Here is a 15,059-nt window from a genome sequence, read left to right on the forward strand (position 1 = left end):
CTGCAAATGAAGCAACTGTTTGATTACCTTCCGGTAATTGTATTTTTTGGCCTCTACTTTCTTGGCGGCCGAGACATCATGCTGGCCACCTGGGGCATCCTGATTGCCACTACTGCCCAGGTCACACTCGGCTGGCTAATTTGGCGCAAGGTGCAAAAAATGCACCTGATCGTCTTTGTGATCACCCTGATCTTCGGCTCCATGACCCTGTTTTTCCAGAACGATGTCTTTATCAAGTGGCGCCCTTCCATTATCAGCTTCACCCTGGGTGGCATTTTGCTGCTTGGCCACTTTCTACGCGAACGCAACCTGCTGCAACGGCTGTGCGAATCACTGATGGTTTCCGGCTTCGGGTTTGTGGTGGCGCTGTCGCGTCGGGACTGGGCGCTGCTGAATATCGCATTCGTGCTCTACTTTGCCTTTATCGGCGCGCTCAACCTCTACATTGCGTTCAATTTCAGCACTGATTTCTGGGTAAACTTTAAGCTATTCGGCTTTACCGCTCTGCAAATGGTCTTTTATATCAGTGTTTTCGCGTATGTTTTTAAGAAAATGCCTGAAGAAGATCGCAAACGCATCATGAAACAGGACAGCGCTGAGGCCAGCACTGAAAAGCCCCCCACCGACAACGAAAAAAAGGATGCCCATGCTGTACGCGATCATCAGTGAAGATGTCCCTGACTCCTTGCCGTTACGCAAACAGGCTCGCCCCGCGCACTTGGCGCGCCTGGAAGCCCTTCGTGACCAAGGGCGCCTGCAACTGGCTGGCCCACATCCCGCGATCGATAGCGACGACCCCGGCCCTGCCGGCTTTACCGGTTCACTGGTCATTGCCGAATTCCAATCCCTGGGTGACGCCCAGGCCTGGGCAGATGCGGATCCATATATTGATGCCGGCGTGTACGCCAATGTCACGGTGAAACCGTTCAAGCGCGTGCTGCCCTGAAAGTAGCCGGCCATGGCAGGCGGCGATCATGGCAATTTGCCATTTTTTACAAAGACACCACGGCTCACGCGGCGAAATGTGACTATGGTAGCGCCCCTACCGGTATGACTTCTTTAGACTGCGCGGCCTGACTTCAAGGAGTAACTGATGCTCGCTAGATTATTCTGTGTACTGGCATTGCTGAGTGCATCCAGCACCGCCCTCGCTGCTGCGGCATGGGTAGATGACAGTATTTATGTGCCGATTCGTGCCGCCGCCAATCCCAGCGGCCGCATCCTGCACCGCGGGATTAAAAGTGGCACCCGCATTGAATTTCTCGGTTTCGAGGGTGACTGGGCGAAGATTCGCTATGGCGATACCGAAGGCTATATTGGCAAGCAGTACCTGAGCCAAAGCCCTACCGCAGAGATTCGCCTGGAGCGCGCCACCCAGGCCAGCGAAAAGGCCAAGGCGGAAGTGGCCAAGCTGCGCACCCAGCTCGCCGAAATCAAGGGTGAGCGTGATGCTTTGTCCGAGCAATCCAGTGAGCTGAAAAACTCCCTCAGCTCACGCAGCAATGAGCTGGAGCAGCTTCAGGAGGTCGCCTCTGACCCTATACGCCTGGACCAGGCCAACCGTCGCCTCAATGAAGAGTTGAGCCTGCTGCGTTCCGAGCTGGATCAAGTCAAAGGCGAGAACGTGATGCTGCGCAACAATAATACCTCCCAGCAATGGATCACCGGTGTCGGCATTTTGGTTATCGGCTTGATTGCCGGCGTATTGATGCGCTCCCGTTCCGGCCGTCGCCAGCGAGGCGGCTGGGCCAACTAGTTCAATGCGGCCCGGGCAGCCCGGGCCGCACCTCCCTGCTCTTCTCCCTATTCTGGATATTCCCACACGGGCAAACCTGCCTGAACCTCCAGCCTGAGCACAATCCCGGTGATGCCCTCGTAGCCCAGCGAGCGGGGCCAGAACACATAGGGTTCGATTTCATAAAAAAACCAGGGACGCCAGACGCTGCGCCGAAAACGCACACTGGTGCGCCAGGTTTCGATGGCAGCGACGGGATCCGTAAAACCGTCAAAGCCCACCGAATAACCGATGCCCGATTGCTTGCCCAGCCGGGTGTAGAGACTGACCGTCTGATTGAAATACCAGTCCCGGTTCAGCGCGTTATTCTCTTCAGTCAATTCGTATTCGCTACTGAAACGAACGGTCGACAACTGCGTCAGCGGGCGATCCAGCTCGAATAGGGAGTTAATCCCAAACCCTTCCGGGTCCTCCCAGTAACCTTTCTGGGTAAACCTGAAGTAGGTTTTCCCTCCCGGCAAGGGCGTATACCAGCGATAGCGGGCACGTAAAAAGGTCGTGAACTCAGAGCGCAGCCCGGCATCCAGATCCAGATTCATGCGGTCCGGCATTTTGGTCACCCAGCGCAAGGCAGTGCGGAAACCACCGGAATCATTGCCCACCTCTTCCGGGCGACTATCCAGATCATTACGCAGCTCATCATCGACATCATCGTCATTCTGAAAAAGCAGGCTCAGCCGTTCCTGGGCGTTAGGCAGTTCGACCCTGGCGCGTACCTTTACCTCGCTGCCATCGTCATCGTTATCCTGCCAACGGCTGGCGCCAATAATGCGCAGCTGGGTGCCGGGTTGTTCTGTATCAATTTCATTAGGGCCGATAAAGAAACCATCGACCCACCGGGTAGGGCCACACACGGTCCGGGACATCCAATCATGGGTCCTGTCGACCCACCCGGCCTCACCGGAAAGATGCCCGCAGGGGTTGGGATGAAACGGCCTGGGCGGCCCTTCCAGATCTGCGTCGGGGGAGTTATCCGTGGCGATCGACGCTTGCTCACCAGAAGCCGTCGCATTTAGCGCCCGGTCACTTTCACTGGGCGTTTGCGGAGCACTCCGGGCGTAAGCCGGCAGCAGCAGTCCGGATACCGAACACACAAGTAATAAGCCCAACAAACATCGTTCCACAGTGCGCATACCAGCAGCATAGCGACATGAAATCATTTGCGGAATCCTGCAATGATAAACGGCAATCTGACCGAAACGGACACGGGACAAGGCGTTTACCTTTGGGTAGCATGCCCGTTTACGTTGACTGAACGAATCGCGCTATGACCATTTGGCACAAGATCCGGGGCGCCCTCGCCCTGCTAGGCATGCTGATCAACACCCTGCTCCTTTGTCTGCCACTTTACGCCTTCGCCCTGCTGCGGCTGGTGCTTCGATTTGAGAAGGCGCAAGTCGTTCTGTCCCGAATCCTGGTTGTCATTGCGGAAACCTGGATTGGCAATAACAACGCCATCATCGCGCTGACCAGCCAGATCAAATGGCGCATCAGCGGCATGGACACATTGAGCAAAGACCAATGGTATCTGGTGACCTGCAACCACCAGTCCTGGGCTGACATTCTGGTCTTGCAACGTATCTCCAATCGCCGCATTCCCTTCCTCAAGTTTTTCCTGAAACAGGAATTGATCAAGGTTCCTTTGCTTGGACTCGCCTGGTGGGCACTGGATTTTCCCTTCATGAAGCGCTACACCAAGGCTGAGCTGGAAAAAACGCCTTCACTGAAAGGCAAGGATCTGGAAACCACCCGCAAAGCCTGCGAGAAGTTTGCCTACTTTCCGACCTCGGTGATGAATTTCTTTGAAGGCACCCGCTTTGACGCGCAAAAGCACGCCAAACAAGGCTCACCGTATAAACATTTGTTGAAACCCAAGGCAGGTGGTGCCGCCTTTACCCTGAATGCCATGTCCGGGCATTTGCGAAATCTGCTTGATGTGACCATTATCTATCCCCCGGGCACACCTCGCTCGCTGATGGCCTTTCTTGGTGGTGCCATGGACGAGGTGGAAATCGTTGTGCAGCAGCGTGTTATTCCGGCCTGGGCCTCAGAGGGCAACTACGAAGATGACGCGGAATTCCGCGCCCGTTTTCAGCAATGGATTGGCGAACTCTGGGAAGACAAGGACGCATTACTCGACAAAAAGAACGCCGGACGCCTGACGCCGGACGCCTGACATAAGCATCATCATGGCGTCGTGCCTCAAGCGTCGGGCATTTGCGCATTTTTGAGACTTGTTATGTTTGGCCGATTTCTGAAACCCCGCTGGCAACACGCCAACCCCGATATTCGCCTCAAAGCCGTTGAGCAACTGGATCTCTGCGAGGACGCGACCCTGCTGAATCAGCTGGCGCGGGGGGATGCCAGCGCGTTGGTCCGTGCAGCTGCCACTGGCCGCCTCACGGATTTTGCTGCGCTGGACGAAGTACACCAGCGTGATGAAGCGCCTTCCGTTCGCGAAGCCGCCTCCATGCGCATCATGGCCCTCCTCGCCGGCACCACCGATGACGCCCCCAATAGCGACACCCGCTTGCGCCTGATTCGACTCACGGGTAACGAAAACGTACTTGCTCATGTGGCCAGCCACAGCCCGGATATGCACAGCCGCATGGCCGCCATTGAGCGTCTCAAGGATGAGGGCGTGCTTTATCAGCTGGCACTGGATGCCCCCACTGAAGCGCTGCGTGTCGCCTCGGTACAGAATATCGCCTCCCTTTCCCTGCTGAAGCGCCTGGGAAAGGAGGGCCGCGACAAGCGCGTCACCCGCCTGGCACGTGACCAGGCCCGAGCACTACAGCAACAGCAGCAACAGAATGAACAGGAAACCGCCAAGGTCTATCATCTCGCGGACCGCCTCGAACAACACGCGCGCCGCCGCGTGGATGCTCTGTACGGGCCGCAGCTGGAACAGCTGGAGCAGCAGTGGCAGCAACTGACACGCCAGGCAACACCGGATCTGGCCTCCCGTGTGCAGCAAGCACTTCACCAGTGCCGTAATCAGCTCGCCGAATTGCAGGAACAGACTCGCCAACAAGCTCTGGCAGAAACCGCAAAAGCCGAGCGGGAAGCGGCCGCGCACAGTTTGTATCAGCTCTTGAGTCAGGCGACACCGGAAACCTGGGACCATCAGCTGGGCGAAATGCGCTCCGCCCTGGCCACCCAACGCCGCCGCTGGGACAGCGCCGATGAGCAGTCGCAGGCCTTCGATGAAGACCGACAGGCTTTCAGCGACCTGGCAACAGCGTTTGAGCAGCTGCTGGCCCTGGCGGCCGATATCAATGCGGCAGAATCACCGGACGCACTAGCCGAGCTGGCCGAGCGTTGGCCAGACGAATATCAGCCACCCTCAGCGTTAGTGGCGCTACGCAGCCAAAAGACCGAAGCCGCTGATGCAAACACAACAAAAGAAACCCGGCCATCACAACCTGCCCAACCCCATCGGGGGCTACTGGTTGCCCTGAAGCGGGAGCTTCGCCAAGGCAATCTTCGCCATGCCAATCGCCTTTGGCACAAGGCCCAATCCATCATCGAGAGCGACGGTGACGCCCTCCTCGACGCTGAACTGTCCAAACTTGCGCCGCGCCGCGCTGAACTGCAGGACTGGCACCGTTTTGCCGCGGAGCCCAAAAAAGTAGCGTTGTGCGAAAGCATGGAGGCGCTTAAGGACACCAGCATGGACGCCCCGGAATTGGCCACTGCCATCCAGGCTCTCCATGACGAATGGCGTGCCCTGATGAGTTCGGACCAGGGCGAGGATCAGGCTTTGTGGGCACGCTTCAAAGAGGCCTCCGACCAGGCCTATGAGCCTTGCCATGCACACTTTGCCGAACTGGACGCCATCAAGGCCCGCAACCTGGAAAAGCGCCGGGCGCTGTGCCAGCAACTGGAAGGCTTTATCGCCGCGCAAAACTGGGAAACGGCTGACTGGCACGGTGTCTGGCAGATTCGTCAACAGGCCCCGAAAGACTGGAAAGCCCTGCACCCGATCCGGTTCACCGATGGGCGGGATGTCCAGAAACAGTTTTCATCCCTGCTCACCCGGCTCGACGAACAATTGAATACCTATATTGAAAAAGCCGAAAGCGAGCGCCAGCAATTGCTGGACCAGGCCCGCGCCCTAACGGAACTGGACGATGCCCAGCAGGCCACGCGTGAAGCGCAGGCGATCCAGAAACGCTGGAGGCAATCCGCCTGGCTGCCACCGGGTCAGCACCGTGCGCTTCAGAAACCGTTCCGCAAAACCATGGATGCGCTGTTCGATGCCCGCAATCGGGATATCGCTGCCCGCCGCGAGCAGCAGGCGGAGGCCAGCCAACAGCTAACAGCACACATTGAAGCACTGGAGGAGTCTCTGGCGCAGCCATTCAGCGACGACACGGCCAACAACCTGCGCAATGCAGCCGCTAGCGTGGACGAACACCTGGATGGCAATCAGCCCCAGCCGCTGGTTCGCAAAGCGCAGCAGCTGAAGCGGCGCGCCAGCGAGCGGCTCCAACAACTCGGCCGTTGGCAGCAGTGGCAGCAGCTGCGTGACGCCGTTGCAGCCCTGCCGGAAAGCACCGGATCGCCTGACGAATCCGACAGTGACACAACTGCTGACGCCGCCCTGACCCTGGCTGTGGCCTTTGAAGCCCTCGCCGGCGTGCCCAGCCCGGAACCGGAGCGCCAACGCCGCTTGCAATGGCAGCTGGAGCAACTCCCCAGCGCCATGAAGCAGCAGCAGTTTGATGCCCGTGAAGAAATGCAGCGGCTTCTCAAACAGCACCCAACCCCCGTGTCCGCCGCGGTCAAGGCGCGACTGGACAGCGCCATCGCGGTTCTAGAGCCCGGCAATGCGTAATATGCTCTCGCGCTTTACGCGCTCGCCGAAAGGTCTGCAATGGTTTCTGAACCTGTACGGGCCCTATCTGGGCGCCGGTGTTCGGGTGGACTATCTGGCAGCAGACTTCCGCGAACTGAATGTCTCCATGGGACTGCATTGGTACAACCGAAACTATGTAGGCACCCATTTCGGTGGCAGCCTCTACTCCATGGTGGACCCGTTCTACATGCTGATGGTGATGACCGTGCTTGGTCGCGACTACGTGGTGTGGGACAAGGCGGCGGATATCGAGTTTGTCCGACCCGGCAAAGGCCGGGTCTTCGCCCATTTTCAGCTCACCGATGCCATGATCGACGATATCCGTGCGAACACCGATGGGGGTGAAAAATACCTGCCGTGCTGGCCAGTCGAAATCGTGGATGCTGATGGCAACCGCGTTGCGGTGGTCAACAAGACGCTCTACATTCGCCGAAAGCCCACGTAGCCCCTTCTCAACCGCAAAACTGGCTTCATTACTGCCCGAACCCGGAACTGTTTTCCAGGAAACGAAGCTCTTGCGCGGTGCTGTCCCGACCCAGTGCGCGATTGCGATGAGGGAAGCGGCCAAATTGCTGAATGATCTGCTGGTGCTCCCGCGCCGATTTCAGCGAACTGTCCACATGGCCGGCTAATGCGTCCGGAGCCTCGGCTTTGATCACTTCCAGTGCAGACAGACATTGCTGCTGCAAATCCTCGTCTTCGGCATGCATTAACGGCATCACAAAGAAAACCTGCCCGCATAGCGGCAGCTTGCTGTGCATCTGCCGTGACACCCCTTCGATGGCGAGCGTAGCCGCTCGGTGATCGCCACGGAAAGCCTTGGCCTGGCCGCGGTAGATGTTGCGAGTGAACTGGTCCAGCAACAGAATCAACGCCAGTCGCCCCTGGGGGTTTCTCTCCCAGTCCACCAGCTCCTGTTGCAGTGCCGCATCCACCAGCACGCCAAAGCGATGCTCGATGTCCGCGTCGTCTCCAGCCGTAGCTGCAAACCACCGTTTGGCCATATTGCCCGATGGCCAGCCCAGCGCCATGCCATCCTTAAACCAGTAATCCAGTATTTCCTGCCACGATGGGCCTAAATCAAACATCGACTCTCACTCGGTTTTATTTACTGACCGCCCTTGGCCTCACAGCGCTCCGGCAGTTGCGGCTCTATCACTGACAAGGCGGTATCCAGTAACAGCGGCTGGGCATCAATGGTGGGGTGAATCCCGTCACCCTGCACCCAGCCTTGCTCAATCACGCCATCAAGAAAAAAAGGCACCCAGGAGACGGATGTGGATTGCGCAACGTCACGAAATTGTTGCTCAAACAAGACCGTGTATTGCTGACCGTAATTGGGCGGAATGCGCATGCCCAACAGCACTGCGGTGGCCCCCGCTTCCCGTGACAGCATGATCATTTGTTCCAGGTTGCTCGCCATGGCCATGGGCGACAGGCCGCGCAAACCATCGTTGCCACCCAGCTCGATGACCACCAACTCCGGCTGATGACGTGACAACAGCGCCGGCAAACGTGATTTGCCGCCAGCGGTGGTTTCACCGCTAACCGATGCATTGATGACGGGATAACCCGGGCACCTTTCTTGCAACTGCTGGTCCATAAGTGCAACCCAGCCGGCTGACTTTTCAATGCCATAGGCAGCACTGATACTATCGCCCAGTATCAGCACACCGCTGGCGTGAACCGATACCGTCAGGCACAACAATTGAACCAGTAGAAGATATCTTGCCATGAATACAGCGTCTCCCGTTTTGCTTGCCCACAATGTCAGTAAGCGCGTTCAAGGCCCGGAGGGTGGGCTCGATTTGCTGCAGGATATCACGCTTGAAGTGAATGCCGGTGACAGCCTGGCCATTACCGGCCCCTCCGGTTCCGGCAAATCCACCTTGTTGTCGCTGCTGGCCGGTCTTGATGTGCCCACCGCCGGCGACGTGAAGCTGAATGGGGCTTCGTTCAGCCAGGCCAATGAAGATGAACGGGCGCGGTTGCGCGGCGAACAGTGCGGCTTTGTGTTTCAGCACTTCCAGCTGATCAACGATCTCACCGCCTTGGAAAATGTCATGCTGCCGCTGGAAATTCTCAACCGGGAGAAGCGCCGGGAGCAGGCCATGCACTGGCTGGAACAGGTGGGCCTGGGGCGCCGACAGCACCACTTCCCGGCACAGCTTTCCGGCGGCGAGCAGCAGCGCGTTGCCCTTGCGCGAGCCTTTGTGGTGTCACCCGCCCTGCTGTTTGCCGATGAACCCACCGGCAGCCTGGATTTCGCTAACGGTGAACACGTAGCCGATCTGCTGTTCTCGCTGAACGCGGAGCAAAAAACCGCGCTGGTGCTGGTCACCCATGACCCTCAACTGGCCGGTCGCTGCCAGCGCTCCGTTTCCCTGACGGAGGGCCGTCTCAGTGTTTAAACCCTGGCGATCGCCCGCGTTTCGGGTTCAGGCCCTGGCCTTGCTGGTGGCTGCCTTTGCCATGACGGCCATGCTGATTCTGCGTGACAGCGTGGACCAGCGATTTAATCAACGCACCGCCGTGGCACTGGGGGCGGACTGGATTCTGGAAGGCACCCGCTTCCCGGAAGCCGCTCAACAACAGGCCGTTGCCGATTTACACCATGCCGAGGCAGTCAGCTTTGCCAGCGTGCTGATCAATGAAGACCAGTTTTTGCTCGCCAGCATTCGTGCGCTGTCCGGCGGCTACCCGCTTTATGGTGAGCTATCGGTGAGCGACTCGCGTTTCAGCAACCCTTACACCGTGGACCATGGCCCCGCATCGGGAACGGTCTGGCTGGCCGGTCAGGCGCTGGATCGGCTGGGCCTGAAAACCGGCGAGTTCATCACGCTCGGGGAGCGCAGCTTGCTGATCGACAAGGTGCTGGTTCAGGAGCCGGACCAGCAGGCAGGCTTCTACAGCATGAATCCCCGAGCCCTTATCCATCTCTCAGACCTGGAAAGCACCGGCGTCCTCGGCCCGGGGAGCCGCTATCGGCACCACCTTAAGGTCGCCGCGAATGCAGAGCAGCGCAGCCAACTGGATGAACTGCTTGGCGCCACCCTGCGTCCGGACCAGTCCATCGAAACCGTCGCCACCACCGACTTGCGTAGCCGTGGCCCGGTGGAGCAAATGTTCCTGTGGTCGCAATTGGCGGTCATGCTGGTCGTGCTACTGTGCGCCGCCGCCATTTACCTCACCGCAAGCCATCGTGCACGGCAACAGCAAACATTATGTGCCGTGATGAAAACCGTGGGCGCCCGGCAGCAACAAATCGTCAGGCGACTGCTGGGTGGTGATGTGCTTGCGCTGGTGTTACCGATTGTTGCCGGTGTCGCGCTTGCGGTGTTGGTGGGCTGGCAACTCTCCGCGTTGCTCGGTGCGGAACAGCTCTTCCTGGCACCGATTACCTGGGGGCTAGTGGGGCCGATTCTGCTCTGGCTGGGCTTTGCCGCGCCCACGCTGTGGGTCAGCCTGTCGCTGCCCGCCACGGCACTGCTCAGTGGGCGTGAAGCGCCGACCCGGCTGGGGCGGCGGGTTTTGCTCATCGCCATTGTGACCCCTGTTCCGCTGGCCGCAATCATGACCGGCTCACTGGCCGCGCTGTGGCCATTATTGCTGCTCACCCTGGCGGTCTCCCTGGGGCTGCCGATGATTCTGTGGCCACTGGTGCAGCTGCTGGATCGTTTCAGTACGCGCCTGAGCCTGCCTGCCCGGCTGGCCCTGCGCCGCCTGAGTCGCCGCAAGGCAACCACCTTGCCCCTGTTGGCGGCGCTGATCATTTCCCTGACGGTGCTTTCCCTGTCGGTGCAAACCGGTCGTGAGCTGCTGGGCGACTGGCGGGCAACACTCCCGGAACAGGCACCCAACTATTTTGTGATCAATCTTTTTGATCAGGATCTGGACGCTTTCAAAGACTGGCTTGGCGCACACAACAGCAAGTCACAACCGCTCTATCCTGTGGTCCGGGCCCGACTCACCGCCATTAACGACGAACCCGTGCGCAGCGCCGTTACCAAGGAAGAAGACCGAGCGGAGCGTGCCCTGAACCGGGACCTGTCTCTTACTGAAGCGGATGCCCTGCCGGACAGCAACGTCCTCACCGAGGGTCGCTGGGCCAGCGGCCCTCAGGAAGTCACCGTGGAAAGCAAACTGGCGGACTCGCTGGGACTCAAGCTTGGGGACTCGCTTACCTTCACCGGTGCTGGCCCGGCAATCAGTGCCACCGTGGTGGGATTGCGAGAGGTGGACTGGGAGAGCTTTGCTCCCAATTTTTATTTTATCTTCTCCCCCGACACCCTGGAGAGCCAGGGTCGGACCTGGATCACCAGCTTTTTCCTTCCTGAAGATCAACAGGGCGAGCTGGGCGAACTGGTGCAGCAATTTCCGCAAATCAGCCTGCTGGACGTGAACGCCATCCTGGCCACACTGCAGGACATTATCGCCCAGGCGAGCCGTGCGGCCTTTGTGGTCGGCGTCCTGTTATTGCTGGCGGCCCTGCTGGTGCTGATGGCCGCTCTGCTGGCCATGACCGACGCCCTGCGCCGGGACAACCGCTTGCTGATCGTTATCGGCGGGCGCCGTGCCTTGCTGCGCAAAACCGCGGCATTGCAGGCGTTCTACCTGTTCGGCGGGGCCGCACTGCTGGCCAACCTGATTCATCTGGCAGCGCTGATCCCGCTCGGGGCACGCCTGTTCGACAGTCAGTTGCCATTGAGCGGCTGGCTGTTACTGCCGTGGGCCGTGGCCGGGCTGGTCACGGTGGCCGCCCTGTTGGCGCCACCGTTGATGCCAAAAGGCTCAGGCCTGTCGGCGAGCCAATAGAGAAAATGCCACCCAGGCCGCCACACTGCTGGCGGCCATCAACCCGGTCATGGGCAGCGTGCTGCCGTCGTGGAGCATGCCCAACACGGTCCCGATCAGCCCGGCCAGCAGGAACTGCAACGCCCCGTTCAGGCCGGTGGCGGCACCGCTGTCCCGATCAAAAAGGTTGAGAAAGCTGGCGATGCCATTGGGCATGATCAGCGCCACCATGCCCGCTGCGATCATGATCAGCGGGACTACCAGCCACAGGGTCAGCATCCCGGCGAGGGTCAGTGCCAGCATGGCCGCGCAGGCCATCACCTGCAGCGTCAGCGCCACCTGCATGATCGCGGCACTGGAATACCGGCGCAGCAGCAAGACGTTCAAGCGGTTCATGCCCAGCATGGTCACCACGTTGGCGCCGAAATACAGTGGAAATTGTTCCGGGCTGATACCGAAGTATTCCATGTAGAGAAACGCCGCATCGGTAATAAAGGTGAACATGGCGGCAAATGCCAGGGCGTTGGCCAGAATAAACCCCATGGCCTGACGGTTTCGCAGCACCCGGCCATAGGCCAGAAAAATGCGTTGGCGCAGCGGTTCGGTACTCGGTTTCACCGCCACGGTGGGCAGCAGAAAACGCACAATACCGAACACCATGAACCCGTACATCGCCAGCATGTAGAAAATGCTTTGCCAGCCAAACAGCTTCAGTAGCAGTGCACCGACTGCCGGCGCTACCAGGGGCGCCACCAGCATCACCAGGCCAATGGTGGTCATCACCCTGGCCGCTTCCTTGCCGGTAAAATGGTCTCGTACCGAGGCCGCCGCGATTACCACCGTGGCGCCCCCGCCCAGGGCCTGCAAAAACCGCAGCATGTAAAGCATGTCGATAGTCGAAGACAGCGGGATGCTCAGACAGCCGAGGATAAACAGGGTCAAGCCCACATAGGCAACCGGCTTGCGTCCGAACTGATCAGACAGCGGTCCGCCCAGCCACTGCCCTGCCGCCACCCCCAACACATAGACGCTCACCGACACTTCAACCGCATGGATTTCAACGGAGAAATGGCCGGACATGGCCAACAAGGCGGGAAGGTAGGTATCGATGGCCAGCGGCCCCAATGCCACCAGCGTGGCGAGCATCAATGCCAAACGGCCGGGAGACAGATTTTGCATGGAAGATCCTGGTGCTGGTCCGCGAGTGCAGGTTGTCTCACCTCGCGGGACCGGATTGGGAATGATGCACAGGGTAGATGGCGCGCCAGAGCAGCTCCACGATGCCTGGAGTTCCTCCCCCAAGAGCGCAATCGCCCGGAATGGTACCGCAATGGGTGCGCCCTTTCAGTTGTTTTATGAATCAGATTCATTTTCTTTGAACAAAAAGCAGAAAAAACGAGTTGCGGCGCAGCGGGTGGGCTGTGACTATTACCCGGCTTAGCAGGTAGCCGGCCCGATGCACCGTGCCGCAATACACGTTTACCGGCACCGGCAATCATGCATAATGCGGCTACCTCGTGGCAGCATGGCCGGCAACGATATGCGCCTGCCCTGTTGGCATCGTCAATGCCCCGTCTCGCCGGCCCATGGATAAGTGCTCGTCAGATGTGGATTTCGTTTCATCACCTAGGAACTTCATGGATTTAAGCGTCCCTTTCCAGTTAGCCATCATCACCGTGGTTGCGTTCGCCTGCCAGTGGCTATCCTGGAGAATCAAGCTCCCCGCCATTTTGCCGTTGCTGCTTACCGGCCTTGCCCTTGGCCCGTTTTTTGACGTACTGCAACCCAAGGAGCTGTTCGGCGACTTGCTGCTTCCCGGTGTCTCACTGGCGGTATCCATTATCCTGTTCGAAGGCGCGATGACCCTGCGCTTCGATGAAATTCGTGGGCTGGAAAAAACGGTGCGCCGGCTGGTCACCTGGGGCGCCCTGGTGACCTGGAGTATCGTGACAGTTTCCGCCTGGTGGGTGCTGAAGCTGCCGCTTGGCCTGGCTTTGCTGTTCGGCGCCCTGGTCGTGGTGACCGGCCCTACCGTAATTGTTCCCCTGTTACGCAGCGTGCGACCGGTGAGCAGCGTGGCGCGACTGTTGCGCTGGGAAGGGATCGTGATCGACCCGCTGGGGGCGATTTTCGCTGTACTGGCCTACGAGCTGGTGGTGGCGAGCGGTCAGGATGGTGCGGTGCTCCATACACTCTGGCTGTTCATTCAGACCATTGGTGTGGGCGCCGCAATTGGTGCTGTGGTGGCGTTCGGGCTTGCTGAGCTGCTACGTCGCCACCTGATCCCCGAATACCTGCGCAGTTTTCTGGTGCTGTCATCGATCATCGGTGAATTCGTTCTGGCCAACGGCTTGAGTGAGGAATCCGGGCTAGTTGCGGTTACCGTCACTGGTATCGTGCTCGCCAACCGTAAAGGCGTGCGCACCGACGACATTCTCCACTTCAAGGAGAACCTGTCCGTCATGCTGATTTCCGGCCTCTTTATCGTGCTGGCAGCCCGGCTGGAAATGAGTGAACTGAGTCAGCTTGGGCTCACCGCTCTGGCGGTATTGGCGATCATCCAGTTCGTGGCTCGCCCCCTGTCGGTTTGGGTATCCACATTGGGCTCATCGCTAAACTGGCGAGAAAAGTCCCTGCTCGCCTGGATTGCTCCGCGCGGCATTGTTGCCGCGGCGATTTCCGCCCTGTTCGCCGAACGTTTGCAGCAAAACGGTGTGCCCGGGGCTGAAAAACTGGTGCCGCTCACGTTTATGGTGATTATTGGCACGGTGGCGTTGCAGAGCCTCACGGCTCGACCTCTAGCCCGCCTGCTGAAAGTGGCGGAACCTGCCGCACGCGGCTTCCTGATCATCGGCGCTAACCCGGTGGCCCGAGCCATTGGCGCGGCCTTGCAGAAAAACCAATACCCGGTGGTCGTCACCGATTCCAGCTGGGAATCCATTCGCTCTGCCCGGATGGAGGGGCTGGGGACATTCTATGGCAACCCAGTATCCCAGCATGCGGATCAATATCTGGATCTGGTGGGTTATGGCAAGTTACTTGGCCTCAGCCCCCGCCGTGAACTTAATACCATGGCGACCATGCGCTATCGGCTGGAATTCGGGGAGCAGAACATTTTCAGTCTGCCAACCCAGAAGACGGAAAAAGAGGTGAAGCATGAAGTGGCGCCGGAGCATCGTGGTGCCACCCTGTTTGCGCCGGACATGACCTACGCCCGACTGGCCAGTTTGCTCAGCCAGGGTGCGGAAATTCGTAAAACACGCCTCACTGAAGAGTTCAGTTTCCAAGCCTACAATGAAGCACCAGGACGCCAGGTCTGGCCACTATTTGCTATTGATGCCCGCGAGCGCATTCATGTGTTCTCCGCAGAAGTACAGCCCGATCCCAAGGCCGGCTGGCATATTCTTGGGCTGGTGAAGGAAGACGCCGCCAAGGAAGAAAAGAAAGCCGAAGCCCGTGCGGAAGCCGCCGCGGAGAAAACCGCTGCGGAGAACAAAGCGGACAGCAAGGCAGAAGGAAAAGCTGACGACAAATCCAACAAGGACAAGTCCGGGCCAGCCCCTGTGGGCAAAGAGACAGGAAGCTCTCAGAAAACGCCAGGCGCTTAGC

13 protein-coding genes are annotated in these 15,059 nt (G+C 59.1%); 9 read left to right on the plus strand and 4 right to left on the minus strand.

Annotated elements, in window-relative coordinates; all coding sequences use genetic code 11:
* Positions 1–6: 6 nt before the first annotated feature.
* From CL546_RS00690 to CL546_RS00700, 3 genes are all read left to right on the plus strand, one after another.
* Positions 7–669 carry an inner membrane-spanning protein YciB gene (locus CL546_RS00690; protein WP_290492370.1) on the plus strand — a complete coding sequence of 221 codons (663 nt, stop codon included), beginning with the start codon at positions 7–9 and terminating at the stop codon, positions 667–669.
* A complete protein-coding gene (locus tag CL546_RS00695) occupies positions 647–946 on the plus strand; it encodes a YciI family protein (protein ID WP_290492371.1) in 300 nt (99 codons plus the stop codon). The genes CL546_RS00690 and CL546_RS00695 overlap by 23 nt, the downstream gene beginning before the upstream one ends.
* A 147-nt stretch (positions 947–1,093) precedes the next feature.
* Positions 1,094–1,756, plus strand: a complete 663-nt coding sequence (locus tag CL546_RS00700; RefSeq protein ID WP_290492372.1) for a TIGR04211 family SH3 domain-containing protein — start codon at positions 1,094–1,096, stop codon at positions 1,754–1,756.
* Positions 1,757–1,803: 47 nt separating this feature from the next.
* On the opposite strand, the gene CL546_RS00705 is transcribed toward CL546_RS00700, so the two are convergent.
* On the minus strand, positions 1,804–2,904 hold the full coding sequence (locus tag CL546_RS00705) for a hypothetical protein (RefSeq protein ID WP_290492373.1): 1,101 nt from the start codon (positions 2,902–2,904) through the stop codon (positions 1,804–1,806).
* A gap of 158 nt (positions 2,905–3,062) precedes the next feature.
* On the opposite strand from CL546_RS00705, the gene CL546_RS00710 reads away from it, so the two are divergent.
* The 3 genes from CL546_RS00710 (at position 3,063) to CL546_RS00720 (ending at position 7,101) form a co-directional block, all read left to right on the plus strand.
* On the plus strand, positions 3,063–3,971 hold the full coding sequence (locus tag CL546_RS00710; RefSeq protein ID WP_290492374.1) for an acyltransferase: 909 nt from the start codon (positions 3,063–3,065) through the stop codon (positions 3,969–3,971).
* A 63-nt stretch (positions 3,972–4,034) separates the two neighbouring features.
* Positions 4,035–6,635 (plus strand): DUF349 domain-containing protein, encoded by a 2,601-nt coding sequence (locus CL546_RS00715; RefSeq protein WP_290492375.1) that lies wholly within the window; start codon positions 4,035–4,037, stop codon positions 6,633–6,635.
* A complete protein-coding gene (locus CL546_RS00720) occupies positions 6,628–7,101 on the plus strand; it encodes a DUF4442 domain-containing protein (RefSeq protein ID WP_290492376.1) in 474 nt (157 codons plus the stop codon). The genes CL546_RS00715 and CL546_RS00720 overlap by 8 nt, the downstream gene beginning before the upstream one ends.
* Before the next feature lie 28 nt (positions 7,102–7,129).
* On the opposite strand, the gene CL546_RS00725 is transcribed toward CL546_RS00720, so the two are convergent.
* Together CL546_RS00725 and CL546_RS00730 are read right to left on the minus strand one after the other, a co-directional pair.
* Positions 7,130–7,744, minus strand: coding sequence for a DUF924 family protein (locus tag CL546_RS00725; RefSeq protein ID WP_290492377.1), 615 nt, complete (start codon positions 7,742–7,744; stop codon positions 7,130–7,132).
* Positions 7,745–7,764: 20 nt separating this feature from the next.
* Entirely contained in the window at positions 7,765–8,391 is a 627-nt protein-coding gene (locus CL546_RS00730) for an arylesterase (protein ID WP_290492378.1), read from the minus strand.
* Here CL546_RS00730 and CL546_RS00735 point away from each other — a divergent pair.
* Together CL546_RS00735 and CL546_RS00740 are read left to right on the plus strand one after the other, a co-directional pair.
* Complete coding sequence (locus CL546_RS00735; RefSeq protein WP_039925953.1) at positions 8,390–9,067, plus strand: ABC transporter ATP-binding protein; 678 nt, start codon at positions 8,390–8,392, stop codon at positions 9,065–9,067. The genes CL546_RS00730 and CL546_RS00735 overlap by 2 nt on opposite strands.
* A complete protein-coding gene (locus CL546_RS00740) occupies positions 9,060–11,471 on the plus strand; it encodes an ABC transporter permease (RefSeq protein WP_290492379.1) in 2,412 nt (803 codons plus the stop codon). Before CL546_RS00735 ends, CL546_RS00740 begins: the two co-directional genes overlap by 8 nt.
* Here the strand turns inward: CL546_RS00740 and CL546_RS00745 are convergent.
* Positions 11,448–12,629, minus strand: a complete 1,182-nt coding sequence (locus CL546_RS00745; RefSeq protein ID WP_290492380.1) for a multidrug effflux MFS transporter — start codon at positions 12,627–12,629, stop codon at positions 11,448–11,450. The genes CL546_RS00740 and CL546_RS00745 overlap by 24 nt on opposite strands.
* A gap of 458 nt (positions 12,630–13,087) precedes the next feature.
* Here CL546_RS00745 and CL546_RS00750 point away from each other — a divergent pair, with 458 nt between their 5' ends.
* Entirely contained in the window at positions 13,088–15,058 is a 1,971-nt protein-coding gene (locus CL546_RS00750; protein WP_290492381.1) for a cation:proton antiporter, read from the plus strand.
* Position 15,059: the final 1 nt, after the last annotated feature.

Source organism: Alcanivorax sp. (genome assembly GCF_002726155.1).
Lineage (GTDB): Bacteria > Pseudomonadota > Gammaproteobacteria > Pseudomonadales > Alcanivoracaceae > Alcanivorax.

Bases quoted from the DNA above. Each gene is read 5' to 3' on its own strand.
- CL546_RS00715 (WP_290492375.1), top strand. From the start codon at position 4,035: ATGTTTGGCCGATTTCTGAAACCCCGCTGGCAACACGCCAACCCCGAT.
- CL546_RS00735 (WP_039925953.1), top strand. From the start codon at position 8,390: ATGAATACAGCGTCTCCCGTTTTGCTTGCCCACAATGTCAGTAAGCGC.
- CL546_RS00710 (WP_290492374.1), top strand. From the start codon at position 3,063: ATGACCATTTGGCACAAGATCCGGGGCGCCCTCGCCCTGCTAGGCATG.
- CL546_RS00730 (WP_290492378.1), bottom strand. From the start codon at position 8,391: ATGGCAAGATATCTTCTACTGGTTCAATTGTTGTGCCTGACGGTATCG.
- CL546_RS00690 (WP_290492370.1), top strand. From the start codon at position 7: ATGAAGCAACTGTTTGATTACCTTCCGGTAATTGTATTTTTTGGCCTC.
- CL546_RS00695 (WP_290492371.1), top strand. From the start codon at position 647: ATGCTGTACGCGATCATCAGTGAAGATGTCCCTGACTCCTTGCCGTTA.
- CL546_RS00725 (WP_290492377.1), bottom strand. From the start codon at position 7,744: ATGTTTGATTTAGGCCCATCGTGGCAGGAAATACTGGATTACTGGTTT.
- CL546_RS00720 (WP_290492376.1), top strand. From the start codon at position 6,628: ATGCGTAATATGCTCTCGCGCTTTACGCGCTCGCCGAAAGGTCTGCAA.
- CL546_RS00745 (WP_290492380.1), bottom strand. From the start codon at position 12,629: ATGCAAAATCTGTCTCCCGGCCGTTTGGCATTGATGCTCGCCACGCTG.
- CL546_RS00700 (WP_290492372.1), top strand. From the start codon at position 1,094: ATGCTCGCTAGATTATTCTGTGTACTGGCATTGCTGAGTGCATCCAGC.
- CL546_RS00750 (WP_290492381.1), top strand. From the start codon at position 13,088: ATGGATTTAAGCGTCCCTTTCCAGTTAGCCATCATCACCGTGGTTGCG.